This window comes from Thalassotalea atypica (genome assembly GCF_030295975.1).
In the GTDB taxonomy this organism is placed as follows: domain Bacteria; phylum Pseudomonadota; class Gammaproteobacteria; order Enterobacterales; family Alteromonadaceae; genus Thalassotalea_F; species Thalassotalea_F atypica.
The window spans coordinates 2,918,025-2,942,309 of sequence record NZ_AP027364.1 but is presented as its reverse complement, the minus strand read 5'-3'; the positions used below and the strand labels follow the sequence as shown (position 1 = coordinate 2,942,309).

The 24,285-nt window shown below is 40.9% G+C and carries 24 protein-coding genes; 7 read left to right on the top strand and 17 right to left on the bottom strand.

All coding sequences use genetic code 11. The features are described from left to right. Nucleotides 1-173 precede the first annotated feature (173 nt). Complete coding sequence (gene mltF / locus QUE03_RS13530; RefSeq protein WP_286262326.1) at nt 174-1,610, top strand: membrane-bound lytic murein transglycosylase MltF; 1,437 nt, start codon at nt 174-176, stop codon at nt 1,608-1,610. Nucleotides 1,611-2,335: 725 nt separating this feature from the next. Here mltF and QUE03_RS13525 read toward each other — a convergent pair. The 5 genes from QUE03_RS13525 to QUE03_RS13505 form a co-directional block, all read right to left on the bottom strand. Continuing rightward, entirely contained in the window at nt 2,336-2,581 is a 246-nt protein-coding gene (locus QUE03_RS13525) for a GNAT family N-acetyltransferase (RefSeq protein ID WP_286262323.1), read from the bottom strand. A gap of 373 nt (nt 2,582-2,954) precedes the next feature. Next, nucleotides 2,955-3,434 (bottom strand): arginine repressor, encoded by a 480-nt coding sequence (locus tag QUE03_RS13520; protein ID WP_286262319.1) that lies wholly within the window; start codon nt 3,432-3,434, stop codon nt 2,955-2,957. 22 nt (nt 3,435-3,456) lie between these two features. Beyond that, the gene (tadA, locus tag QUE03_RS13515) at nt 3,457-4,026 is read right to left on the bottom strand and encodes a tRNA adenosine(34) deaminase TadA (RefSeq protein ID WP_286262317.1); all 570 of its coding nucleotides are present in this window, start codon (nt 4,024-4,026) and stop codon (nt 3,457-3,459) included. Further along, a complete protein-coding gene (hemW, locus tag QUE03_RS13510; protein WP_434020200.1) occupies nt 4,026-5,174 on the bottom strand; it encodes a radical SAM family heme chaperone HemW in 1,149 nt (382 codons plus the stop codon). Before hemW ends, tadA begins: the two co-directional genes overlap by 1 nt. Nucleotides 5,175-5,182: 8 nt before the next feature. Continuing rightward, nucleotides 5,183-5,767 carry an XTP/dITP diphosphatase gene (locus QUE03_RS13505; protein WP_286262313.1) on the bottom strand — a complete coding sequence of 195 codons (585 nt, stop codon included), beginning with the start codon at nt 5,765-5,767 and terminating at the stop codon, nt 5,183-5,185. A gap of 200 nt (nt 5,768-5,967) precedes the next feature. Between QUE03_RS13505 and QUE03_RS13500 the strand changes: the two genes are divergently transcribed. After that, a complete protein-coding gene (locus QUE03_RS13500) occupies nt 5,968-6,879 on the top strand; it encodes an EamA family transporter (protein ID WP_286262311.1) in 912 nt (303 codons plus the stop codon). Between the two features lie 130 nt (nt 6,880-7,009). Here QUE03_RS13500 and QUE03_RS13495 read toward each other — a convergent pair whose 3' ends face one another. The 4 genes from QUE03_RS13495 to QUE03_RS13480 form a co-directional block, all read right to left on the bottom strand. Then, a complete protein-coding gene (locus tag QUE03_RS13495) occupies nt 7,010-7,459 on the bottom strand; it encodes a DUF4426 domain-containing protein (protein ID WP_286262309.1) in 450 nt (149 codons plus the stop codon). A gap of 63 nt (nt 7,460-7,522) precedes the next feature. Then, complete coding sequence (locus tag QUE03_RS13490) at nt 7,523-8,071, bottom strand: YggT family protein (protein ID WP_286262307.1); 549 nt, start codon at nt 8,069-8,071, stop codon at nt 7,523-7,525. Between the two features lie 93 nt (nt 8,072-8,164). Next, nucleotides 8,165-8,977, bottom strand: coding sequence for a pyrroline-5-carboxylate reductase (gene proC / locus QUE03_RS13485; protein WP_286262305.1), 813 nt, complete (start codon nt 8,975-8,977; stop codon nt 8,165-8,167). Between the two features lie 26 nt (nt 8,978-9,003). Next, on the bottom strand, nt 9,004-9,678 hold the full coding sequence (locus QUE03_RS13480; RefSeq protein WP_286262303.1) for a YggS family pyridoxal phosphate-dependent enzyme: 675 nt from the start codon (nt 9,676-9,678) through the stop codon (nt 9,004-9,006). A 32-nt stretch (nt 9,679-9,710) separates the two neighbouring features. On the opposite strand from QUE03_RS13480, the gene QUE03_RS13475 reads away from it, so the two are divergent. Continuing rightward, nucleotides 9,711-10,754 (top strand): type IV pilus twitching motility protein PilT, encoded by a 1,044-nt coding sequence (locus QUE03_RS13475; RefSeq protein ID WP_286262301.1) that lies wholly within the window; start codon nt 9,711-9,713, stop codon nt 10,752-10,754. Nucleotides 10,755-10,778: 24 nt separating this feature from the next. After that, nucleotides 10,779-11,918 carry a PilT/PilU family type 4a pilus ATPase gene (locus QUE03_RS13470; RefSeq protein ID WP_286262299.1) on the top strand — a complete coding sequence of 380 codons (1,140 nt, stop codon included), beginning with the start codon at nt 10,779-10,781 and terminating at the stop codon, nt 11,916-11,918. Between the two features lie 73 nt (nt 11,919-11,991). Here QUE03_RS13470 and QUE03_RS13465 read toward each other — a convergent pair whose 3' ends face one another. The 8 genes from QUE03_RS13465 to QUE03_RS13430 form a co-directional block, all read right to left on the bottom strand. Then, complete coding sequence (locus tag QUE03_RS13465) at nt 11,992-12,711, bottom strand: substrate-binding periplasmic protein (protein WP_286262297.1); 720 nt, start codon at nt 12,709-12,711, stop codon at nt 11,992-11,994. Between the two features lie 148 nt (nt 12,712-12,859). Then, a complete protein-coding gene (locus QUE03_RS13460) occupies nt 12,860-13,783 on the bottom strand; it encodes an AEC family transporter (RefSeq protein ID WP_286262295.1) in 924 nt (307 codons plus the stop codon). Between the two features lie 96 nt (nt 13,784-13,879). Further along, complete coding sequence (gene ruvX / locus QUE03_RS13455) at nt 13,880-14,326, bottom strand: Holliday junction resolvase RuvX (protein WP_286262293.1); 447 nt, start codon at nt 14,324-14,326, stop codon at nt 13,880-13,882. After that, nucleotides 14,326-14,880: a YqgE/AlgH family protein gene (locus QUE03_RS13450; RefSeq protein WP_286262291.1), complete on the bottom strand. Its 555-nt coding sequence runs from the start codon at nt 14,878-14,880 to the stop codon at nt 14,326-14,328. The genes ruvX and QUE03_RS13450 overlap by 1 nt, the downstream gene beginning before the upstream one ends. A gap of 45 nt (nt 14,881-14,925) precedes the next feature. Beyond that, nucleotides 14,926-15,879, bottom strand: coding sequence for a glutathione synthase (gene gshB, locus QUE03_RS13445; protein ID WP_286262288.1), 954 nt, complete (start codon nt 15,877-15,879; stop codon nt 14,926-14,928). A gap of 9 nt (nt 15,880-15,888) precedes the next feature. Continuing rightward, the gene (gene rsmE / locus QUE03_RS13440; RefSeq protein WP_286262285.1) at nt 15,889-16,617 is read right to left on the bottom strand and encodes a 16S rRNA (uracil(1498)-N(3))-methyltransferase; all 729 of its coding nucleotides are present in this window, start codon (nt 16,615-16,617) and stop codon (nt 15,889-15,891) included. A gap of 117 nt (nt 16,618-16,734) precedes the next feature. Next, on the bottom strand, nt 16,735-18,117 hold the full coding sequence (locus QUE03_RS13435) for a sensor histidine kinase (protein ID WP_286262281.1): 1,383 nt from the start codon (nt 18,115-18,117) through the stop codon (nt 16,735-16,737). Further along, nucleotides 18,077-19,495, bottom strand: a complete 1,419-nt coding sequence (locus QUE03_RS13430; protein WP_286262279.1) for a sigma-54-dependent transcriptional regulator — start codon at nt 19,493-19,495, stop codon at nt 18,077-18,079. The genes QUE03_RS13435 and QUE03_RS13430 overlap by 41 nt, the downstream gene beginning before the upstream one ends. A gap of 177 nt (nt 19,496-19,672) precedes the next feature. Between QUE03_RS13430 and QUE03_RS13425 the strand changes: the two genes are divergently transcribed. The 3 genes from QUE03_RS13425 (at nt 19,673) to QUE03_RS13415 (ending at nt 24,275) form a co-directional block, all read left to right on the top strand. Continuing rightward, complete coding sequence (locus tag QUE03_RS13425; protein ID WP_286262277.1) at nt 19,673-20,986, top strand: efflux RND transporter periplasmic adaptor subunit; 1,314 nt, start codon at nt 19,673-19,675, stop codon at nt 20,984-20,986. Between the two features lie 86 nt (nt 20,987-21,072). Further along, nucleotides 21,073-21,753, top strand: coding sequence for an ABC transporter ATP-binding protein (locus QUE03_RS13420; protein WP_286262274.1), 681 nt, complete (start codon nt 21,073-21,075; stop codon nt 21,751-21,753). A 14-nt stretch (nt 21,754-21,767) separates the two neighbouring features. Continuing rightward, nucleotides 21,768-24,275, top strand: coding sequence for an ABC transporter permease (locus QUE03_RS13415; RefSeq protein WP_286262272.1), 2,508 nt, complete (start codon nt 21,768-21,770; stop codon nt 24,273-24,275). Nucleotides 24,276-24,285 lie beyond the last annotated feature (10 nt).

Here is a 24,285-nt window from a genome sequence, read left to right as displayed (position 1 = left end):
GATCGCCTGCAAACCATCTTTTATCATAGGTTTAACAATCAGATAAAGTTGTTCAAATGGTCAGGAAAATTAGACGTTAATGAATGTCTGATATCAGCCAAATTAGACAAATATTTTCACTATACTTAAAAAAAGCTTTATCAAATTTTTGATTCAAGACACAATGAAGATGTATGAGCATTATTTTTAATAAAACTAATAAGAAAACTAAGTACTTGCACCCCGTTTTTAGCATTATTTTTGCGATGGGAGTTTTGGTACTCACTGGCTGTAAATTTCAGTCTGAGCCTGCAAGTTTGCAACGTATCATCGACCGTGGATATTTAACGGTCGGAACGCTTTATGGCGCCAACTCTTACTATATTGATGCCGAAGGGCCCGCAGGCTTTGAATATGAGCTGGCGAGGAAATATGCAGAGTATTTAGGTGTCGAGATAAAAGTTTACCCCAGTTACAACTTGGATGAGTTGTTTACCCATTTAGATAATCATGACGTAGACTTCCTTGCGGCAGGGTTGTCAGTCACTGACAAGCGCCTTAAAAAGTATGACTTTTCTCCGAGCTATGATGTTATCAGTCAAAAACTTGTTTTTAAGCAAGGCAACGTTCGACCAAGAAAGCTAGATGATTTAACCGGTAACTTTGTTGTGGTTGCAAATTCAAGCCACGAAGAGCATTTAGAAAACCTCAAAAAAGCAAATGGTAAATTAACGTGGCATTCTGATACTTCACTTGATAATGAAGAGCTTTTGCTGCAAGTACTCAATGGCACAATCGATTACACCGTTGTTGACAGCCATTTACTTGCTATCAGTCGACGTTATTACCCTGATATTAGTATTGGCTTTACTATAAAAAAACCAGAGCCTTTGTCATGGGTGGTCAATAAATATGGCGATGATTCTATTCTGGCGAGCATGGTCGAGTTTTTTGGTGAAGCACATCATGATGGAAGCATATTAGCCCTAGACGATAAATATTATGGTCACGTTGAGAAATTTAATTACGTCGACACACAAGCTTTTCTTTCCGCAATCAATAAGACATTGCCTAAGTATCAACCCTTGTTTGAAAAGTATGGTGAAGACATTGATTGGAAGCTGTTGGCGGCCATTAGTTATCAAGAGTCGCATTGGGATCCAAAAGCAAGATCTAGAACCGGCGTACGTGGCATGATGATGTTAACGCTGCCTACGGCTAAACAAATGGGTGTTAAAAGTCGGTTAGATGCAGAGCAAAGTATTAGTGGTGGCTCAAAATACTTTAAAAACTTGATTGATAGGATCCCAGATCGTATTGGTCAACCCGATCGTATGTGGTTTGCACTGGCTTCATACAATGTCGGTTTTGGCCATGTCAACGATGCGCGCATTATTACGCAGCAACAAGGCGGTGATCCTGATCGCTGGGTCGACGTAAAGTCGCGTTTACCGCTACTCAAACAAAAGAAATATTACAAGAAAACCAAGTACGGTTACGCTCGTGGTGACGAGCCTGTGCATTACGTAGAGAACATCCGCCGTTACTATCACACCCTGTCATATTTTGATGACAAAGTGAAAAAACCGACAGAGACAAACATTGTTACAAGCTTAAACTTGACTAATTAGTCAAGTGTTGTCATAAATACGTAATATTCCGTAGATATCATTTACGGTGATACTTAGTTCGGATATTCGCATTAAGTAAAGCATGACAATAAGGAGGCAGTAATGTCTTTAAACCGACGAAGAATTCAATTAAATATACAGCGGCGAAAAATGCTGAGAGAAAATCAGAGAAAGATTTGTAATCGCAGACAAACCTTTTTTAACCAAAGCCTGAGTGACTAAGTCTTCAGGCTTTTTATTGTCAGTCTCTTACGCTAATTTAAGTGATAGAATTATACGATTTTGGATCCGCAGCTTGTAAAATAACCTTTATTAATTATCACTGAACAATGAAAGTATATAATAAAGCAAATCCTCATTGATTGTGTGTTTAACTTCTCTTTTTATCTCTGTAGAAAATCACATTCGCCCAACTTTTGGGTTTCAGAGAAATGTCGCTCTAGCTCTATGATACACTGTCTTGCAGTAGTGATAACGTTCTCACCGTAATAACCTACCTCAGTATAGGCACACGTGCTATTAACACGGTAAAAAGCGTTAATAGAATAGTCCATTTCATATAAACCACTTTGATGTTGGAATGTCTCTTTAATACAATAAGGTTAGTAATAGAAATAATAGGATCACGCTTGGTCGTTATCATTGTAGCTAAACAAATATACACACCCCTAGGCCTAATAATGTGCCAGTACGCTCTAAGTAACCAAAACACGATAAAAGTCTTCTTAGTCTTTAGCAGAAAGTAATCCAATAGTAGCGCCACTAAGTGCATTTTTTGACAAATAGGCTTCTATATTTTGCATCAGTACACTACCAATTCCACCATGTTGAAAATCAGGATCTACGATCAAATCTTGAATATAAAAAAACATAGTACTGTCAATAATAACATAGCACATGTCCATTAACTGATGGTTATATCGAGCAACAACATGGAACAATGAGTTACTCAATACGATTTTAGCTTGCATAGCATTGGTATTACGCCAACCAACTTTTGCTCTAAATTCTATAAATTAGGGGGAAGATCACTAATTAGGTTTACCGATAATACCGCTTTCTTTGTGGTTTGATTGTCGGAAAATAATGCCAACTCATTTAATATTATTAATACGTTATCAGTAATTGAATGCGCAAATAATGGAAATGAATTTGCTAGAAAACCCAGTTAGTGCTCTAAAATCAGTAGTAGCGAGCGCAATACAAGCGGTCAATAAAGGAACTGTGTACCGAATTACTTTTGACTTTGGTACACAGCCAAAGAAGAGAATGGCGCTCTACTATAACTATAGGGAGCTATTGCACTAGCCAATAAGATAATGATTCTATTTATTAGCAAAACAATTAACCCACAATTTCAAACATCTCGATGAGCTTTTGAGAAAGTTGCTCAATATTACTTATATCATCAGGGATGATTAACACTGTGTCATCACCAGCGATTGTTCCCATAATACCAATGGACTCTTCTAAGGTATCAAGTACGCGTGCCATCAGTGGCGCACCGCCGGTACCGGTTTTTAAAATGATTTGGTAATTATTGTGTTTTAACCCCAAAACTATGGTTTCAATAGCGTGTTTCGTTTTTGGTACGATCAGCGCATCAGGCACACTGTAGACGACTTCATTATGAATGTTTCGAGATTTTACTGCTCCAAGCTTAGCCAACATTCTAGAGACTTTAGATTGAGAAACGTTGTCATAACCCTCTCTTGCCAGCGCCATGGCAAGTTCATCTTGCGAACGAAAACTTGCTTGCTTGATCAGTGCTTTAAACGTAGAAAGTAGCTTTTGTTCGTCTTTACTGGTACTCAATTTAGTCATAGGTTTTTGTCTTGTTATCACGTTATTTGGCAACTGGTGCACTTGCTTTTTTTTGCTGCTTTAGTTGTTTTTTCTCTTGACGCCTTTTCTTGAAAAACGCTGATAGCATAGCAGAACATTCTTCGCCGAGTACACCGCTTGTTGTATCTATCGTGTGATTGAGCCTATCACTGTTGACTAAGTTAAAAACGCTGCCAGCAGCGCCTGTTTTCTCATCCTTACAACCATAGACAATGCGTTTAATTCGGCTGTGAACAAGCAAGCCTGCACACATTGGACAGGGCTCAAGGGTGACATACAAAGTGCAATCAAGCATACGGTAGTTTTCGAGTGTTTTGCCCGCTTCTCGAATTGCAATCATCTCTGCATGAGCTGACGGATCGTTTAACATGATTGACTGGTTAAAGCCTTCACCAATAATTTCCCCATTAGCAACAACGACAGCGCCAACAGGAATTTCATTGTGCTGCTCAGCTTTTTTCGCTAGCCCCATGGCGTGACGCATAAGTAACTTATCAATAAAGTCTTGCTTGGTTTTTAGTTTAGCTTCTTTAGCCGTGAGCGCTTCGTTTGATAAAGTGGTTTCGGACATTATAAAAACAGCTCCAATAAATCATTAAGGTAACGGTGACCATGCTGGGTCACTTGCCAATGGTTATCATTGCCAATGAGCAATTTTTTTTGTTCTGCCAATTTTATGTTCGCCAAAATCACGTTTTTTGATAGCCCCGTACTTTGTTCAAAGTGTGCTAAATCAAATGATTCTCTTAAACGCAATTGGTTCATCATAAACTCAAATGGTAATTCTTCAGCCAACACCGTTTTTAGCTGGTCGAGGGCAGGGCGATCTTTTTGCAAATAGCCTTTAGGGTGCTTAACTTTTACTGTACGGTAAATTTTATTGCTATTGAAGTCGGTAATTTTGCCGTGAGCACCACAGCCAATACCAAGGTAGTCGCCAAAGCGCCAATAATTCAAGTTATGCTTGCTTTGCACATTAGGCTTACTGTAAGCGGAAATTTCATACTGTTGATAACCTGCATCGGCTAATAGCTTGATCCCTTGCTCTTGAATATCCCACAAAATTTCATCTTGAGGCAACTTGGGCGGCTTTGAATGAAAAGCCGTGTTGGGCTCTATGGTAAGTTGGTACCAAGATAAATGGTCCGGCGCTAACGCGATGGCTTGGCTTAGGTCATCCAGTGCGTTGGTGAGCATTTGATTGGGCAGGCCGTGCATCAGGTCTAAATTAAAACTTTTAACGCCGCAAGACTTTGCTAACTGCGCAGCGTTTATTGCTTGGTTGCTGTCGTGGATGCGGCCAAGCTTTATTAATTTATCTGACTCGAAACTTTGTACTCCAATGGATAACCTTGACACGCCAGCTTGTGCAAAGCCGGTAAATTTATCTGCTTCTACTGTGCCAGGGTTAGCTTCTAAGGTGACTTCAATATCGTCATTAACCTCAAAACGTTGAAATACTTGACTCAATAGCGACTGTATAGCACTTGGCGAAAATAAACTGGGTGTTCCGCCACCAATAAAAACGCTGTGTAGATGTCTGTTTGTCAGTTTAAATCGTGTAATGTCGTCATCTAGATCTTTGATCAACGCCTGAACATAGTCTTGCTCAGGAATCTCATGCTTGAGCGCATGCGAATTAAAGTCGCAGTAAGGACACTTTTGTACGCACCATGGGATATGGATATAAAGTGATAACGGTTGTTGCTGAAGCACAATTAATCCTACTAAAAATGTTGTACGAGTTTCGCTAACGCTTTAGCGCGATGGCTTAACTGGTTTTTAATCTCTCTAGACAACTGCGCGGAAGTTTTTTGGTATTGTTCTACCCAAAATAATGGATCGTAGCCAAACCCTTGTTCACCTTGAGGTGCTGTCAAGATAGCGCCTTCCCATACGCCGTGGCATATGACTGGAGTAGGATCGTGTTCATGGCGCATATATACCAGTACACAATGAAAGCGTGCGGTACGCTTTGCTGGTTCAACGCCGGTTAATTCAGCCAGTAATTTTTCATTGTTGTTGGCATCAGTTGCATTTTCGCCAGAATATCGAGCTGAAATCACCCCCGGTGCGCCGTTAAGGGCATCAACTTCTAGACCTGAATCATCAGCAATCGCTGGCATACCGGTAATTTTTGCTGCGTGTCTGGCTTTAATAATGGCATTTTCAACGAATGTTGTGCCTGTTTCTGCGATGTCAGGAACATTAAACTGGCTTTGTGGGACAATGGTGATTTGATGTTGTTCTAGTAAATTGGCAAGTTCTTTGACTTTACCTTGGTTGCCCGTTGCTAATACGATGCTCGACATATCAATGAATGGTCTTTTAGTAAAATTTGCCGCACATTATAACGCTATTCTACACTAAGAGGTAGGGACGACTGACAGTAAGTGGTGGTAGTTGAACATATACAAAAAACCGAATTTCAGTTGAAAAACTGTATATGTCCACAAGGGAAATAACTTGCTAATTTAGTTGCCACTGTAAATTAAAAAAACATGGATAACGGATGTCACTTAAAGATAGCTTGATTGGATTGTTCATCATTTTTATCTGGGGCTTTAATTTTGTTGTTATTGCCTGGGGTGTCGATGATATGCCGCCACTACTGATGGGCGCTGCTCGATTTTTATTGGTGGCAGTACTAGGCTCACTTTTTGTTAAACGGCCTGATATTCCACTGAAGTGGCTGATGATGTACGCCTTTGTTTTATGCTTTGGCCAATTTGCTTTTCTTTTCTCGGCAATTGCCTTTGGTATGCCAGCTGGGCTTGCTTCATTAGTTCTGCAATCTCAAGCGCTTTTTACTATCGTTTTGTCGGTCTTTTTACTTAAAGAGTCGATTAGCTTTAACCAAGTACTTTCGATGATAGTCGCCGGTTTAGGACTTTATTGTATTGGCGTATCACAACAACAAACACTGATGACAGGATTAGGCTTCGCGTTGACGCTTGCTGGGGCATTGTCGTGGGCATTTGGTAACGTGATTAATCGGATGATCAATCAACGAGGCTATCGAGCGGGTTTAGGTTTAGTGGTTTGGTCTGCTTGGTTTGCTATTATTCCGTTTGCATTGATGAGTGTTGTCATGGAAGGGCCTGAGCTTATTTGGGCCAGTATTGTTAATATTTCATTAAGCTCAGTGCTCGTATTACTCTACCTTGCCATTATGGCCTCTATTGTTGGTTATTCTTTATGGAGTTATTTATTGGCGCATTATCCTGCGGGTCAAGTTGCGCCGCTCACCCTTGGTGTGCCAGTAGTCGGGCTTGTTTGTGCAATGTTTTTTCTGGATGAAAATGTCTCAATGCTACAATGGTTAGGCATCACTTTAGTGATGTTTGGTCTATTAATTAATGCCTTAGGGAAGAAAATGTTCAAGTGGTGTAAACAGCGTTTGCTTAATCGAGTGCAAGCGTGATATGCGCAATGACTGTTCGATAAATTCGTATACTTTTGATACCGAAGGTGAAGCAATCAGGCTTAGTTAAGCCTGTAGGGTAACAACGTTTTTATGAGTCAAAAATTTGCAAACGTGGTTACCCTGTATTCTACTCTACGTAAAATATCTGTGAAAATTTAAGTTGGTGTGACTCATTGCCATCATTAATGGAGATATCGAATTTTACCGTTTCTTTATCCCGATAATTCAGCTGAGCAAGGTAATAAATAGCGCTACCTTCTTTAACTTCTTCAAATTCTAAACGCTTAAATTGACCAGTAATATTCTCCGCAGTGCCAGATATAGATACTGATTTCGCCGGGGTATTCGGTTTTGAGTTGTCTAAAACAGAAATATTAATCAGCGCATTGTATTTACTGCGCTCTATACCATATGCTCTAGCAATTTCAGGGGTTAAAAATGTCGCTCCCATCGCCATATAGTGAACATTCATGGTTCCAAGCTTTTTCATGTTTTCTGCAGCAGAAACTGTAGAAAAAGCTAGTGCAAATACGGCGATGGCAACACTTAACCATTTAATCATTACATGTGTTCTCATGAGTCATTCCCAAAAGTGAAGGGATAACTATTATTATAGTCCATCCCTCAGAATTTATAGACGTTACAGCATTGCCCAATAAGGTAAGTTACTTGAAAGGAAAATATTGATCACATTAAGCAATAAAAAAGCAACCAAGATCGACAGATCTAAACCGCCAATATTAGGCACTATTCGTCGGATTGGGCGCAAGAAGGGCTCGGTCAGTTGATGGAAAATAGCCATCGTCGGGTTATACCCTTGAACAACCCAACTCATAATTGCCATCACTAACATGATAATAAACAGCAAGAAACCTACCTGTTTAACAAGCGCCATACTACCAATAATCAACGCACCAACAACATCAACCGGCCCGCCATTAATGACAGGAATGACAATAAACTCAAGCACAGAAAACAAGAAGGCAAGTAACACCGTCGCAACATCGATGCCGCCAAAACCTGGAACAAAACGACGCAGTGGTATAACCATAGGGTTACTCACTTTGACAATAAATTGACTTAGCGGATTGTAAAAATCGGCCTTTACTATTTGCAACCATACGCGCAAAACTAACACCATCACGAGTGCGTCAAATACAAACTTGAGCAGGTAATTGATGACTTCCATTGAATACTCCTAAATAAATACTTGGTTCGATAATAGGTAAGTCACCGTAAAAAATCGAGTCATTTGAACAGCTTCTTACAAAATAACGGCTGACTAGTTGTCTTGTGCCATCTCTTTTGCGCGGCTTATTGCCGCTTGCATTGATTTACTGACCAACTGAGGTAAGCCGCCATCGGTAAAGGACTTAAGTGCTGCTTGTGTTGTTCCACCTTTTGAGGTGACGTTTTCTCGTAACTGTGAAATCGAACTATCGTTTTCGGCCACCATTTGTGCGGCGCCCAATGCCGTTTGTTGAACTAACTGTCGAGCATCCTGTTCGCTAAACCCGAGCCTTTTGGCCTCATCGCTCATTGCTTCCATAAACAAGAAAAAATATGCGGGTCCAGAGCCTGATATGGCCGTGATATGATCAATATCAGATTCATTATCTAACCACTTAACAATACCAACAGCTTTCATCAGTTGGTCGGCAAAGGCTTTTTGTTCACTATTTACTTGGGCTGACGGGTAAAGTCCAGAAACTCCTAAGCCAAGTTGCGATGGGGTATTTGGCATGGTGCGAACCACGGGTAACTTCTCGCCTAATGCCTGTTGTAATTGTGCGATGGTGATACCAGCGGCTACCGAGATAAAACACTTCTTGCTGATGTCGATAGTGGCAGCAAGTTGCTGGCATACTTCAACCATGAAGTGCGGTTTCACTCCTAATATAATATATTCAGAAATCTTAGCCGCTTCTATGTTGTCTGCTGTTTGTTTAACGCCAAACTCTTTTGCAAGTGCTAGTCTTTTGTCAGGGGACGGGTTTGACACTATGATATCAGAGGCGGTAACCCCACTGTTGATCAGGCCGATAATAATTGCGCGGTTCATGTTTCCTGCGCCAATAAATGCAATCTTACTCATCTTTTTCTCTTTATTGCCGTAGCAAATTAATTTCGTTGGCCAAAAATAGCGGAGCCTACTCGCACCATTGTAGAGCCAGATTGTACAGCCAATGATAAATCATTAGACATACCCATGGATAAGGTATCTATGGTTGGATATTTAGTTTTCAAGTCATGGTAAAGGGTAAACATTTGATCAAACACAGTTTTTGATGCATTTTTATCTGGAATTGCCATCAATCCTCGTAGTGTTAGATTCTCGCAATTACTAACATACTGAGCTAGTGTAAGAAGTTCATCAACACTCACTCCTGATTTTGACTCTTCATCACTAATATTGACTTGTAAACAAATGTTGAGCGAGGTATCTTGACCACACCTTTGTTCATTAAGACGAGATGCAATTTTGACCCTGTCGACGCTATGGACCCATGAAAAATTAGTCGCTATTGCGCGAGTTTTGTTCGATTGAATTGGACCAATGAAATGCCATTCAATATCAGACAAATGTGCCAGCGCTGCGATTTTTTCAATCGATTCCTGCACATAGCTTTCACCAAACTGTCGTTGACCTGCCAAGTACGCCTGTTCAATCAAATCACAAGGTTTTGTTTTCGTTACAGCCAACAGTTGCACTTGTTCAATATCGCGATTTGCTTGTTTGCACGCATATGCTATCTGCTGGTGAATATGACTCAAATTGTCTTTAATGTTCATCATTTAATAAATACTTACTCAAGAAAGAGGTTCTAATGGATATTACCGAATTATTAGCTTTTAGTGTTGATCATAATGCATCTGATTTGCATTTATCGACAGGCACACCGCCGTCAATTCGTGTTGATGGTGATGTGCGTAAACTCAATATTCCAGCCTTTGATGCAAAAGACGTAAATGCTTTGGTCTATGATATTATGAATGACCGCCAACGCAAAGAATATGAAGAAAATTTAGAGGTCGATTTCTCGTTTGAAGTACCAAATTTAGCGCGATTCAGGGTCAATGCTTTTAATCAAAATCGTGGTCCTGCTGCTGTATTTCGTACCATCCCATCAAAGGTGCTCACTTTAGATGATTTAGGTTGTCCTGATATTTTCCGTGATATTTCTGACACCCCACGTGGTTTAGTGTTAGTAACAGGGCCTACAGGCTCAGGTAAGTCGACTACATTGGCCGCCATGGTTGATTACATTAACAGCAGTAAAAATGATCATATTCTAACCATTGAAGATCCGATTGAATTTGTTCACGACAACAAGATGTGTTTGATTAACCAACGTGAAGTTCACCGTGATACGTTAAGTTTTAGTAACGCACTTCGTTCAGCCTTACGTGAAGATCCCGATGTTATTCTTGTTGGTGAAATGCGTGACTTGGAAACCATTCGCCTTGCTATGACTGCCGCGGAAACAGGTCATTTAGTGTTTGGTACCTTGCATACCACGTCTGCACCTAAAACCATTGACCGTATTATTGATGTTTTTCCCGCTGAGGAAAAATCCATGGTTCGCTCAATGTTATCAGAATCTCTGCGTGCCGTTATTTCACAAACCTTAGTGAAGAAGGTCGGTGGTGGTCGCGTAGCAGCACATGAAATAATGATAGGCGTACCCGCCATTCGTAACTTGATTCGTGAAGATAAAATAGCCCAAATGTACTCCGCCATTCAAACAGGGATGTCACACGGTATGCAAACCATGGATCAATGTTTACAAAACCTAGTCAACCGCGGCCTAATTACCCGCCAAGACGCGATGTCAAAAGCGCAAGACAAAAATCAGTTTTCTAGCTTTTAATTTTAGCGTTAATAAGGAGTAACTATGAGTTTTCATCAGCTATTACAAAAAATGGTGGATGCCGATGCGTCAGATATGTTTGTTACGGCGAAATTACCCGTTAGTGCGAAAATAAACGGCGAGCTGCACCCTATAGATAATGATATTTTATCTGCTGAAGCATCTTTGTCACTAGTGCACGACGCGATGAATGAGAAGCAGAAAAATCAATTTGACGATGAAAAAGAATGCAACTTTGCTATTTCTATTGATGATATTGGACGATTTCGCGTTTCAGCCTTTTGGCAACGAGACATGGCCGGTATGGTTATCCGCCGTATCGTTACCGAAATACCTGAAGCAGATGATTTAGGTTTACCGCCGATACTAAAAGATGTCGTGATGTCTAAACGTGGTTTAGTGTTATTCGTTGGCGGTACCGGTACGGGTAAATCAACATCAATGGCCGCATTAATCGGCTATCGCAATAAGAATGCACGTGGTCACATTCTAACGATTGAAGACCCGGTAGAATTTGTCCATGAACACGGTAAATCCATGATCACCCAACGTGAAGTTGGTCTGGATACAGAAAGCTTTGACGCGGCATTGAAAAGCTCATTGCGCCAAGCACCCGATGTCATTTTAATCGGTGAGATCCGTTCACAAGAGATTATGGAACATGCCTTAAGTTTTGCTGAAACGGGGCATTTATGTATTGCCACCTTGCACGCGAACAACGCAAACCAAGCCATTGACCGTATTATGCATTTAGTGCCTGCGGAGCAGCATCAAAAACTGCAATTTGATTTAGCCTTAAACTTACGCGGCATTATTGCACAGCAGCTGGTGCCAACTAAAGATGGTCACGGACGTGTCGCCGCCATCGAGATATTGTTGAACTCTCCTTATATTAGCGAATTGATTAAAAAAGGCGATGTTGGCAGTATCAAAGAAGTGATGGAAAAGTCTAGAGAGCAGGGGATGCAGACCTTTGACAGAGCGTTATTCGATTTATATGAACAAGGACTGATTAACTATGCTGATGCACTTCATCACGCAGATTCACCAAACGATTTACGTTTAATGATTAAGTTGCGATCTAACGACCAAGGTGGTGTCGGTGGATTACAAGGCGTGACTTTAGCTGGTCTCGAAGATGACAAAGACAAAGACATGTTCTAGCATCTATTGATATATTATTTGTTCAATATTGTATTTTAAATAGCCACTGATTGTGGCTTTTTTAGTGGAAATTCTAGTACTGTTTTCGTGAGTTTTGTTGAAGAAATAACTTTTTCAACAGTGCTTGTGACGCAGGTAGTTTGAGTGCATTATCGATCTTTATTATAAGGTTGCTATGCTTATTTGTTGGGGTCAGCGCAAGGTAAAATGGATTTTCAGACAAGCATCCAGCTTGATTTAATTTTTGTGTATCCCGTTGGCTTATTTGGGCATTCCAATTAAGCACCATAGGATCTTCAATAATAATATCTACTCTACTTTTTAGTAATAAATCTAATAATCGTTTGGTGCTATTGTCTCCTGACAATAGTGTAAGACCGGATACATTTTTCACATATGAATCAACAGGTTCACCATAACCGTAGTCTTGAATAATCGCCAACCTATTGGCGCTTATGTTTAGTGGTGTTGAATATTGCCACTCGTTGCCTTTTTGCGTGTAAAAGCACATTTGATAGGTACTGATTGGCACGCGCGAAAGTAGCAAATTTGGCGCTTCTTGCGGTGCTGCGGTTAACAGCCCGTCAACTTGTTGTTGTTCAGCCATATGGATCGCCCTAGACCATGGGTAGGTTTCTATGTGAAGCTCAATGCCAAGCGTTGCAAACACTTCTTTAATATAAGAGCCAATAATACCTATGTCGTCTTTGTTTTCCCCGCAAGTATAGGGACACCATGTAGTTGTCGCTAGTGTGATCGACTTAGGCGAAGCCGCATGACTAAGTAAAGTCATTCCGAAAATAAATAAGGAAAAGAAGAGGCGGAGTATCATCATCGTTGTTGAATAATTGGTTTAATCATCTATTGCAAGCATGAACAATTTTATTTGATAAATATATCATGTATTTATCAAACATGTTTTGCTGTTTAATTGAGTTTAATCACAAATTTAAGAACATTAACCAAAGCGGAATAGTGACGCCAGATGATACTGTCGATACGATGACACTACTGGCTACCAATTCTTGATGATGTTGGTAATTTTTAGCAATAAGGTAGGCATTGACTCCGATTGGGCAAGAGCTAAGTATAACTAACACTTGTGTCGTTAATGCTGGCAGACTAAGCAGTATATGTGAAAAACAATATACTAATGCGGGTAAAATCAATAGCTTAATAAGACTGGCAACAAAGATAAAACGTTTGTTTTCGGTTACTTGATACGTTGCCAATGAGGCACCTAAAACAAAGAGCGCTAATGTAACGGCGGGTTTACCAAATAATTGTAAACTGTTCTTCAAAGCAGCGGGAACTTCAAAGCCAAGGAGGTTAAAGACTAACCCTGATAAAATTCCTAGGATTAGCGGATTTTTCAAATTTTGAATGATAAATTCTTTCCATTTAAAACCATTTCCTGATACAGAAAATGCCCCTGTTAGCCCAAATAACATTGCGCTATGAAAAGTCACAATAATGAAAATTATTGCAAGAGATTGCTCTCCAATCGCCAATAGCAACACGGGCAATCCGACAATGATGTTGTTCGAATAGCTAACATTTAAACCAAATACTGCCGAGGTAGCTATGCGTGATGTCTTATCGCGATGGAAAAAGTAATTTATGACAAAACCAAGGCCATAACATAGCAGCACTGGCAAGTAGAACGCTGCAAATAATTTAATGCTGAGTTGACTGGATAAGTCAGCTTGCGACATGTGATAAAACAGATAAACAGGAATAAATCCGTAGAAGGTTAGTTTACTGATACCATCGAATTGAACTTGGTTTAACCATTGCTTTTTTGCAGTGCAAAAGCCAATGAATACAATGAATATGAGTGGAGCAATGATGGCAATTATTGACATGTCTAATTAGTGTTACCGCATGCTTATACATTAACCTTTAGAGTTAATGGTAAGTCGAGTGATTAAATGAGCTACGTCGCACTTAAGCTCTGCGCGTTATTCGCCGTATTGATGTTCAAGGAAACTCTCGATAATTAAACGCGCCGATTCCGCATCAATATTATCTTTCTTTAAGTTTTTATAACCACCACGTGAAAAAAGCTGAGCTTTGGCATCAGCAGTAGTTAAACGTTCGTCTTGAAATTCAAGCGGTATGCCGAAGCGGCCAAACACTCGGTTGCCAAACTTCTTTGCATCCAAAGTTAATTGTTGCTCGGTGCCATCCATATTAAGCGGTAGACCAACAACAATTAAATGTGGTTGCCACTCATTGATAAATTTTTCCAATGATGGCCAATCAGGAATACCGTCTTTGGCTTTTACTGAACCAAGAGGGGTTGCGCTACCAGTTAGCTCTTGGCCTACTGCAACGCCGATGTACTTTTTGCCAAAGTCAAAGCCAACGATGGTTCGTTGTCCTTGTTCTGCTTTAATTTTTGCCACTAAGCATGCCCTACATCTGTTGATAAATGAGCTAAATCAATGCCTAGTTTTTCTGTCGCTTTTTGCCATCGCTGCTCAACCGGCGTACAGAACATGATGTTATTGTCAGCAGGCACCGTCAGCCAAGAGTTATCAATGATCTCTTGCTCTAACTGCCCTGGCCCCCATCCAGCGTAACCTAATGTGACAACATATTTCTCGGGAGCTTGTTCGGTCCCTAAGGCCAACAAAATATCTTTTGATGTGGTGATCATTACTTCATCACTAAGTGACATTGAGCTTGACCAACAATCTTGCGGGCTGTGAAGCACGAAACCACGTTGAGGTGAAACAGGTCCGCCAGTTAACACCAATTGCTCAAGAGTTGGATGATTTTCCTTCTCTTCGTCTATTTGGACGAGTAATTCGTTCAGCGTTATGCTGACAGGAAGGTTGATGATCAATCCCATGGCACCTTCATCATTATGCTCACAAATATAGGTCACCGTTTTGTGAAAATACGGGTCTCCCATGGCGGGCATTGCAATTAAGAATTGATTCTCTAAACTTTCCATTCAGACCTCTTTGATTTCATCACGTTAAACATGTTGATGTAACCGCTAGTGTTTGCCTATGCGAACTTCAATGGCGTCCATCAATTTTCCACTGATGTTTATTGGGTAAGCCGCTTCAATTTCTTTAATACATGTTGGGCTCGTGACGTTGATTTCAGTGACTTTATCGCCGATAACATCAAGACCTACAAAAATTAATCCACGCTTTTTAAGTTCAGGTGCAATTGCTTCAGCAACTAGCTGATCACTGGGTGATAGTGGTCTTGCTACGCCAGTTCCACCAGCAGCCAAGTTTCCACGAGTTTCTCCTTGAGCGGGGATCCGTGCGAGACAATAGGGCATCACTTCACCATCTACAATCAAAATACGTTTATCACCGTCTTTAATTTCAGGCATGTACTCTTGAACCATAGCATATTGGCTGCCATGTGCTGTTAAGGTTTCAATAATTACCCCGACATTGGCGTCATCAGGCTTAATTCTGAAAATGGATGAGCCGCCCATACCATCGAGTGGTTTGATGATTACATCTTTGTTTGTACGGTGGAAGTCTCGAATCTTGTGACTGTTTCTAGTGACGAGTGTTTTTGGCGTCACATCGGCAAACCAGGCAGTGAATAGTTTTTCATTGCAGTCTCTTAAGCTTTGCGGCTTGTTGACGATTAATGTTCCTGCTTCTTCTGCGCGTTCTAACATATAAGTCGCGTAGATATATTCTGTATCAAACGGAGGATCTTTTCGCATCAACACAACGTCAAGTTCACTCACTGCAATGTCTTGAACTGCTGACAGTTCATACCAATGTGCTGGATCATTAAAGACTTTAACCCGGCTAGTATTGGCTCTACATTCACCTTGCTCAAGATATAAATCTTGCATTTCCATGTAGTAAATTTCGTAACCACGTGATTGTGCTTCAAGCATCATCGCCATGGAAGAATCTTTTTTCACGTTCACTTGTGAAATAGGATCCATCACTATACCTAGTTTAATTGTCATCTCTTATTCCTATAGATCGCCAAAGCGACATTGCAATGCGGTAATTGCCGTTAAGGCTGCTGTTTCTGTTCTTAATATACGAGGTCCAAGCAAAACATCTGTAAAGTTTGCTTGAGATGCTTTTTCTATCTCTTCATCACTTAATCCGCCTTCTGGGCCGATCAAAAGTCGTACTTTTTTATTCTCAACCGGTAACGTCATTATTGAATGTTCAGCTTTAGGGTGAAGGTTGAGTTTCAGCGCTGAGCTCTCTTGTGCTAGCCATTCATCAATCGTTATCGGCGCTTTCACTTCAGGAACAATACAACGACCACTTTGCTCACAGGCGCTAACGACTATTTTTTGCCACTGTTCAACTTTCTTGGCCAAACGCTCGCCACTGAGTTTTACGCCGCAACGTTCAGTGAATAATGGAGTGATCGTTTGAACGCCCAATTCTACCGATTTTTGTAGGGTGAAATCCATTCGGTCGCCGCGAGAAATACCTTGGCCTAAATGAATGTTCAGTGGAGATTCATTGTTAATAACCGTTACCGTATTGACCGTGACATTCGCCTTTTTTTTACCAACATCAGTCAAGGTCGCTGAAAACTCTTCGCTAGTGCCATTAAACAAGGTGATTTCATCACCAGTTTTAAGCCTCAAAACGCGTACAGCATGGCCAAAGGCATCATCCGATAAAGGCAGTGTTTCACCTTGAACCATCGGGAGGTTCATGTAAATTCTAGGATTACGCATCTAGCGGAAGTACTCAAAAATCAGATTGTTAGATATCACTCAAGATAGGGGCTGGTGCAGGAAAAAACAACCCTAAATTGTGGCTAAATGTGATTTAGCTTTATTCTTGTTGTCATACTAAAAAATCAGCTTAAACGTGCTGCCATGGTTAGGCTCTGTATGCAATGTAACATGACCGCCATGTGCCAGCATGATTTGGCGTGTAAGTGCTAAGCCAACTCCAGAGCCGTCACGTTTTGTGGTAAAAAATGGGACAAAAACATTATTGGCGACATCTTTACTCATGCCATGGCCATTGTCTGATATTTCAATAATTGGATGTCCGCGCGCATTAATATAAGCGTTTAGCGAGATCTCGGCGTTTTGAGCCTCTGTTAATGCATGTTCAGCATTTTTGATAATATTTATTAATACTTGCTCCAGCATATGATGATCGACATTAATGTCTAAACTTTGTGGCGTGACATTTGTCTTAATATCAATGTTTTTATCTGACCAGCCAATTGCAGCTAGTTGAGTCACTTGCTCAAATAAGTCTGCGACCAATATTGCTTTTTTATGGGGCTCAGGCAGGCGTGTAAGTTGCCGGTAGCTACTGACAAATTTCATCAGACCATCGCTCCGCCGAGCGACCGTTTGAACAGCATCAGTAACATCACTCAATTCCTCTTTTATAGTTGGCATGTCGATGACTTGCTGTTGCACATCTTCGACTAGAACGACCGCCGTTTTAGCCAGTGAAGCGACAGGGGTGATACTGTTCATTATTTCATGGGTGAGTACACGGACTAAGTCTTGCCAGGCTTGAAGCTGAGCCGTGATGAGTTCACTCTTGATATCCTGCAGACTGAATAATATTTCTTGTTTCTGGGCAACAATTACTTCTGTGGCGGATACACTCAATTGATGTTGCAGACCGTCTATTTCAATTTGGATCAGCTGGCGCTCACCCGTTGACATGTTGCTTAGTTTTTCGGGGAAATGCTGACCAAATCCGGCTAAATCAGATAGCCTTACGATGGGGTTTGCACCAAATAATCGCCGAGCGCTGTTATTCCACAAAGTAAGCTCATCATTATTGGCTAAGCTCATTAAAGGGACTGGCACGTGTTCAACGATTGCCTTTAAATGCCTAATGTGTTGCTCCTGATTTGTCCTTGCTTTTTGCAAGCGGTGCAAAATCTCAGTAAAGGCGTTGCCTAATTCCTCAAACCCGGAGCCGACTTGTGATAAATCAAAACGTTGAGAAAAGTCAGCGTAGCGAGCCGCATCAAAAAAACGCACCAGTTCAGCGTTGGTTTTAGAGACAAAACGCACCAATTCGGTAAACTGTGCAATCAATACAATCATCAGCAATAAGGTGGCGGTGTGGTAGCCTTCTGCTGTGATGGCGATCGTCACTAACACAATACAGGCCATGGCTAAAACGGTACGAATAACAATCAATAATGAAAACTTCTTAAAGCCCATGTTTTTCCATCCTTCGATAAAGTGCTGCACGTGTTAAACCAAGCTCTTTAGCGCTATGGCTAATGTTGTAGCGATGTTTTCTTAGTGCGGCTGCAATCGCTTGTTTTTCAATGGTGTCTAAATTTAATTCTGATGAACGTTCGACAATATCGGAGGTCTGTTGGGAGGGCGTTGGCTCGCCGGGAGTCACTTGCGCTGCCTTGTCAGACATTAATTGAAAATCCCTAAGCTCTAGAGTGTCTTGTTCACTCAATATGATTGCACGCTCAACCGCGTGCCTGAGCGCTCTAATATTACCTTTCCAGGCGTCTTGTTTAAGCCCTTGCACTGTACTTTGTGCGAGCGTCTTGATGGGTTTGTTATATTTTTTGCAATACAAGGCAATGTAGTGCTCTGCAATCGGCACTATATCATTGGTTCGTTCTCGCAGAGGCGGCAAATTTAGCTCTACCGTATTTAACCTGAACAGCAAATCTTGCCTAAACCTTGATTCATCATTTAAGGCTGCTTTGGTTACATTGGTAGCGGCAATAATACGTACGTCAAAAGGGACAGATTCGTTTGAGCCCACTGGTGTGATGCAGCGCTGCTCTAATACAGTAAGCAATTTGGCTTGAAGGTGCAAAGGTAGGTTGCCAATTTCGTCAAGGAATAATGTTCCCCCGTCAGCGGCTTTTAGTTTGCCAACTCTATCTTGTTGTGCACCTGTAAATGCGCCTTTTTTGTGACCAAATAGTTCACTTTCAAATAAGGTTTCCGAAATAGAGCCTAAATCTACGGACATAAAAATATTTTCAGCACGAAGGCTTTCTTTATGAATGGCGCGTGCTGCTAGCTCTTTCCCTGTACCATTTTCACCTAAAATCAATACATTTGCATCAGTAGGAGCTGCCCGTAAGATAAGCGAATTCACGTTTGACATGGCGTCAGACTGGCCAATGATGTCCTGTTGCTTTAGCTGATTGTTTACTTGAACTAATGTTTGATTGGTGGCTTTTAATTTCTCTGCTTCTACCCGGGTTTTCCCTAATTGCACGGCGGTTGAGAGTGTGGCTATAACTTTTTCATTTTGCCAAGGTTTAGCAATAAAGTCGGTAGCACCTTGTTTCATTGCTTCTACTGCTATATCGACGCCGCCGTGTGCCGTGATCATGACAACAATGCTGTTTGGCTTAATATCTAATATCTGTTTTAGCCAATGAAACCCTTGTTCGCCTGAGCTTTCACCGGGACCAAAATTCATGTCCAGTAAAATGACATCATAATTATTATGTTCGATAAGTTTTGGTATTTGATCCGGGCGATTACAGATACTTATGTCTGAAAACTTTCGTTTTAAAAGCAGTTTCCCAGCTACCAAGATGTCTTCATCATCATCAACGATGAGTATTTTTGCACTTTCTTTCATGAGCGATATTTTAAGCCTTAAGTGTTCATAAACGTACACCTAGTGTTCACAAACGTACAGTTTTTTATTACTTCTTTTTATGGTGATGAGCTAAATATCAATAAAATCATAGACATGCATGTTGGAATGATTTTTGTAACTGTTATGTTATCTGCGTAACAATGTGATATGTAAATTATGAGTAACTCGTTAAAGGCTGTTGATGCGAAAACCGAAAATACAAGTAATGGTGCTGTATCGGGTGCAGGCATGGACAGAAAAGTAACTAACAAGAAATCGCCACTAAAAACATGGGGTGTTTTGCTATTTGGCGTCATTGTAGCCATTTGGTTTGGCTTTAAATTATCTAGTGATTTTTCTGGGAAATCATTGGCGGTGGACAGTAATCGCATTGTTATTTCAACGGTGAAATCTGGTGTCTTTGAAGATTTCATTCCTGTAAGAGGCAGAATTGCTCCAGCGAAAACTGTGTTTTTAGATGCTGTAGAAGGTGGGAGAGTAGAGCGTATTCTAGTAGAAGACGGTGCAACGCTTGCCGCTGGTGACTTAATCGTTGAGCTATCAAATGCAACGCTGCAGCTAAGCGTACTGGGTAATGAAACTCGTGTTGCCGAGCAATTAAACAACATGCGATCAATAGAATTGAGTCTTGAACAAAATCGATTACGCCATAAAAGCAATATTATTGATATTGAGCACCAAATAAGGTTGCTGACTCGCCAATTAGAGAGAGAGCAAGAGCTAGTCGCCACAGGAGCTATCAGTCAATCAAGTTATGATGACACTAGAGACAACCTCGCTTGGTACAAAAATAGATTGGCAATCACGCTTGAAAGTCAAGCGTCAGATACGCGAATGCAAGAATCACAACTTAGCTTTTTAAAAGAAACCAGCACACGCCTGGAAAGTAATTTAGCAATATCTCGCCAGAACCTAGACAACATGAATGTAAAAGCACCCGTTGGTGGCAAGTTGTCAGGCTTTAATGTTGAGATTGGTCAAAGCATTGGTCGAGGTGAGCGTTTAGGTCAGATCGATACGCCTAATAATTACAAAGTGACTGCATTTATTGATGAGTTTTATTTAGGTCGTGTTGATATTAGCCAAAAAGCAACTTACGAGAGTTACCCATTAGAAATCGCAAAAATTTACCCACAGGTGCAAAACGGTCAATTTGAAGTGGATTTGAGATTTATCGGTGATCAACCTCAAGGCATTCGTCGGGGCCAAACCATACAAACCAAACTAACCCTAGGTGATGAATCCGAAGCTGTGCTCATTCCTAACGGTGCGTTTTATCAAGATACGGGTGGCAACTGGATATTTGTGGTTAATCAGAGCAAGGATGAAGCAACGCGCCGACCTGTCCGTTTAGGTAGACGAAATAATCAATACATTGAAGTACTTGATGGGCTGGAAATTGGCGAACAGGTCATAACAAGCCCGTACAACAGTTATCAAGACATGCAGCGATTAAAGCTTGGCAATTAAGCTTAGCTTGTTCGCTTTATAGATAAAAAATAATAGCTTTAAGAATTAATAATTAAGACGAATTGAGATTAAATAAGGAAACCAACATGTTAAAACTACACGATTTATCAAGAGTTTACCAAACAGATGACGTTGAAACATTGGCGCTGAACAGCGTAAATATTGAAATAGCACAAGGTGAGTTTGTCGCCATTATGGGGCCATCGGGTTGTGGCAAATCAACATTGCTAAATACTATTGGTATGTTGGATTCGCCGAGCTCGGGTAAATACCATTTCAATGGCGAAGAAATTTCAGGCTATTCAGAGGCGCAGCTATCATCGATTCGTAAGAAAAACATTGGGTTTATCTTTCAAAATTTTAATCTGATTGATGAGTTGACAGTTGCGGAGAACATTGAACTTGCACTGCTTTACCATGGAATTCCTGCCAGCGAGCGTAAAAAACGCGTAGATAAAGTGATGGATAAGGTTGGCATTGCGCATCGTGCTAAGCATATGCCAAGCCAGCTTTCAGGTGGCCAACAACAACGTGTTGCTGTTGCACGAGCCGTGGTTGGTGATCAAAAAATGATCTTAGCCGATGAGCCTACGGGTAACTTAGACAGTGCTCACGGGCAGGAAGTCATGGAAATGCTACAAGCCCTCAATGATGAAGGCACGACGATTATCATGGTAACGCACAGTCCGGCGCACGCTGATTACGCTAAACGCACCATCAATTTGTTTGATGGGCATGTGATCACTGAAAATGTTAGAGCGGCTTAGGGACAGGGGGTCTCATGTTTAAAAATTATTTAATCACCGCTTGGCGAAATATTGTCAAAAATGGTGTCTTTTCAGCCATTAATATTTTTGGCTTAACGGTTGGTCTAATGAGCTGTATCTTGATCATGTTGTTCGTTCGTGAAGAATCAGGCTATGACAAATGGTTAACCGATAGCGATCGCCTAGCTCGCGTTCATACTGCATTTACTATGCCCAACCAGCCACCATTTCTAACGGTTAGATCCGCTGGTCGCATTATGGAAGCTATCAAAGGATATGCTAATGCTGAAGTGGAGACTGGTGTGCGCATTGTGCGTTTTGGCACGACAATTCAGCATAAAGGTGAAGGATATAGCGAACAAGGGTCTATGGTAGATTCGAGTTTTCTCGATGTGTTCGACTTACCGTTTACTCACGGCGATAGAGTAACTTCTTTTGCCAAACCGAACGATTTATTAATCACAGAAGAAATGGCATTGAAATATTTTGGTCGAACAGATGTTATTGGTGAAACCATGACATTTTGCTGTATCGGTAATGATCCTTCAGTTGCGGCTATTACAGGCGTTATAAAGAACCTACCGTCGGCAACACATTTAGACTTTGATTTTGTCTTCTATTTAAATCCTGAGTTATTTGCTAACGATACCAACGTGCTTCATACATGGAACAGCGTTAATGTGTATACTTATTTTAAGTTAAATCCAGGAATTGAACTTAGCCTGTTACAAGAACGTGTGAATTACTGGCTTAACCACGAAAGCCCATTTATCGACATGGCAAAACAGTTTCTAGGTGAGCAAGCAGCAGATGCCAAGGTCACTGATTTTATCAACTTAAAACTGATGTCAGTGCCTGATATACACCTTAAAGCTAAATATGATGCTGGCAGTATGGGAGATCTCACTCCAATGGGGGATGATCGCATGATTAAAACCTTTACCATTGTTGCAGCGCTAGTGCTTTTAATTGCCTGTATTAACTTCATGAACCTATCTACAGCTAAAGCGAGTAAAAGAGCGAAAGAAGTTGCGATGCGAAAAGTTGTTGGGGCGAGCAGAGCTCAAGTCGCTATTCAATTTTTGAGCGAAGCATTAACTGTTGTGTTTATCGCGTTGTTATTTGCATTGGCTGCGGCAGAACTAGTGCTACCTTTTTACAATCAAGTCATTGGTAAAGACCTGCAGTTGCAATTGTTTGACGAGCCGTCTTTATTGCTTAATTTGATGCTAGTAACAACTGTAGTCGGACTTGGTGCAGGCGCCTATCCTGCGATGTATTTATCTAAATTTTTGCCAGGTCATATCTTAAAATCAAGCAAGAGTTCAGAAAGTCAAGGAGCAACTAAATTTAGAAGTACGTTAGTTGTTATCCAATTTGCGATGTCAATTATGCTAGTTATTGCTACCATTGTGGTGTACGGACAAACCTTGTACTCAAATGCGGCTGACGTAGGTTATCGTTATCACGATAAAATGGTACTAAACGTGCGTGTTGCACATGGTAATACCGATGGCTTAAAGCAGAGCTTACTAAATTTATCTGGCGTGACCGATGTAACCTTCAGCTCTGAATCTCCCACACAGGATTTTGAAAACAATAGCCAATTTACACTCGTTGAGTTAAATCCTCAGGGTGAAAAAGTAGAGCCCGTGCTATTGAACTATCATCATATGGGCTATGGTTTCTTCGAAAGTTACGGGGTAATGCCGATAGCAGGTCGCTTGTTTGATGAAAGCTATGGCAGCGATGCGATGACGCCGTTAGCTGAAGGGGAAGAACAAATAGGTCAAGCAAGTATCATTCTTAATCGAACTGCGGCATTGAAATATGGTTATAGCGACCCAGCACAAGCGATAGGTAATACCTTAAACAGCGGTAGGTACAACTACACCATTATTGGCGTTATACCTGACCTACATTTTCGTTCGATGAAGTACGGCATTAGAGCAAGCGCATATATGCACAATGCTCGACGATTTAGAGTCGCCAATATCAGCTTCAATAGTAACGATGTGCCAAACCTAATGGAACAAGTACAGACTGTTTGGAAAGAGCATGTGCCTATGGAGCCTATTGATTTACAGTTCTTATCTGAAATGATGGCAGCTCAGTATCAAGATGAGTCAACTACGGCAAAATTATTTTTGGCTTTTGCAGTACTTGCCATCATTGTTGCTTGTCTGGGGTTATATGGGTTATCAGCGTTTACTGTTGAAAGGCGTACCAAAGAGATCGGCATTCGTAAGGTAATGGGAGCAGGTGTTACTGATATTATTCAGCTGTTAATTTGGCAATTTTCAAAGCCAGTGATTATTGCCAACATCATTGCTTGGCCAGTAGCTGCATACTTCTTACTTGGTTGGTTGCAATCATTCACCTACCGCATTGATACTTGGTATTTAATACCGATTTGTGCAAGTGTTGGTTTGTTATCATTGGTGATTGCCTGGTTAACGGTTGGCGGCAATGCTGCAAAAGTAGCGAGGAAAAATCCGGTGAAATCATTGCGATATGAATAATTGTTTAGGT

What these genes read in the sequence shown, in the direction of transcription:
- QUE03_RS13425 (WP_286262277.1), top strand. Translation starts at nt 19,673, where the DNA reads ATGAGTAACTCGTTAAAGGCTGTTGATGCGAAAACCGAAAATACAAGT.
- mltF (WP_286262326.1), top strand. Translation starts at nt 174, where the DNA reads ATGAGCATTATTTTTAATAAAACTAATAAGAAAACTAAGTACTTGCAC.
- QUE03_RS13465 (WP_286262297.1), bottom strand. Translation starts at nt 12,711, where the DNA reads ATGACTTTACTTAGTCATGCGGCTTCGCCTAAGTCGATCACACTAGCG.
- QUE03_RS13460 (WP_286262295.1), bottom strand. Translation starts at nt 13,783, where the DNA reads ATGTCAATAATTGCCATCATTGCTCCACTCATATTCATTGTATTCATT.
- QUE03_RS13505 (WP_286262313.1), bottom strand. Translation starts at nt 5,767, where the DNA reads ATGTCGAGCATCGTATTAGCAACGGGCAACCAAGGTAAAGTCAAAGAA.
- tadA (WP_286262317.1), bottom strand. Translation starts at nt 4,026, where the DNA reads ATGTCCGAAACCACTTTATCAAACGAAGCGCTCACGGCTAAAGAAGCT.
- QUE03_RS13470 (WP_286262299.1), top strand. Translation starts at nt 10,779, where the DNA reads ATGAGTTTTCATCAGCTATTACAAAAAATGGTGGATGCCGATGCGTCA.
- QUE03_RS13450 (WP_286262291.1), bottom strand. Translation starts at nt 14,880, where the DNA reads ATGGAAAGTTTAGAGAATCAATTCTTAATTGCAATGCCCGCCATGGGA.
- QUE03_RS13495 (WP_286262309.1), bottom strand. Translation starts at nt 7,459, where the DNA reads ATGAGAACACATGTAATGATTAAATGGTTAAGTGTTGCCATCGCCGTA.
- QUE03_RS13475 (WP_286262301.1), top strand. Translation starts at nt 9,711, where the DNA reads ATGGATATTACCGAATTATTAGCTTTTAGTGTTGATCATAATGCATCT.
- QUE03_RS13500 (WP_286262311.1), top strand. Translation starts at nt 5,968, where the DNA reads ATGTCACTTAAAGATAGCTTGATTGGATTGTTCATCATTTTTATCTGG.
- QUE03_RS13490 (WP_286262307.1), bottom strand. Translation starts at nt 8,071, where the DNA reads ATGGAAGTCATCAATTACCTGCTCAAGTTTGTATTTGACGCACTCGTG.
- QUE03_RS13430 (WP_286262279.1), bottom strand. Translation starts at nt 19,495, where the DNA reads ATGAAAGAAAGTGCAAAAATACTCATCGTTGATGATGATGAAGACATC.
- proC (WP_286262305.1), bottom strand. Translation starts at nt 8,977, where the DNA reads ATGAGTAAGATTGCATTTATTGGCGCAGGAAACATGAACCGCGCAATT.
- gshB (WP_286262288.1), bottom strand. Translation starts at nt 15,879, where the DNA reads ATGACAATTAAACTAGGTATAGTGATGGATCCTATTTCACAAGTGAAC.
- QUE03_RS13480 (WP_286262303.1), bottom strand. Translation starts at nt 9,678, where the DNA reads ATGATGAACATTAAAGACAATTTGAGTCATATTCACCAGCAGATAGCA.
- rsmE (WP_286262285.1), bottom strand. Translation starts at nt 16,617, where the DNA reads ATGCGTAATCCTAGAATTTACATGAACCTCCCGATGGTTCAAGGTGAA.
- QUE03_RS13415 (WP_286262272.1), top strand. Translation starts at nt 21,768, where the DNA reads ATGTTTAAAAATTATTTAATCACCGCTTGGCGAAATATTGTCAAAAAT.
- QUE03_RS13525 (WP_286262323.1), bottom strand. Translation starts at nt 2,581, where the DNA reads ATGCAAGCTAAAATCGTATTGAGTAACTCATTGTTCCATGTTGTTGCT.
- QUE03_RS13420 (WP_286262274.1), top strand. Translation starts at nt 21,073, where the DNA reads ATGTTAAAACTACACGATTTATCAAGAGTTTACCAAACAGATGACGTT.
- QUE03_RS13520 (WP_286262319.1), bottom strand. Translation starts at nt 3,434, where the DNA reads ATGACTAAATTGAGTACCAGTAAAGACGAACAAAAGCTACTTTCTACG.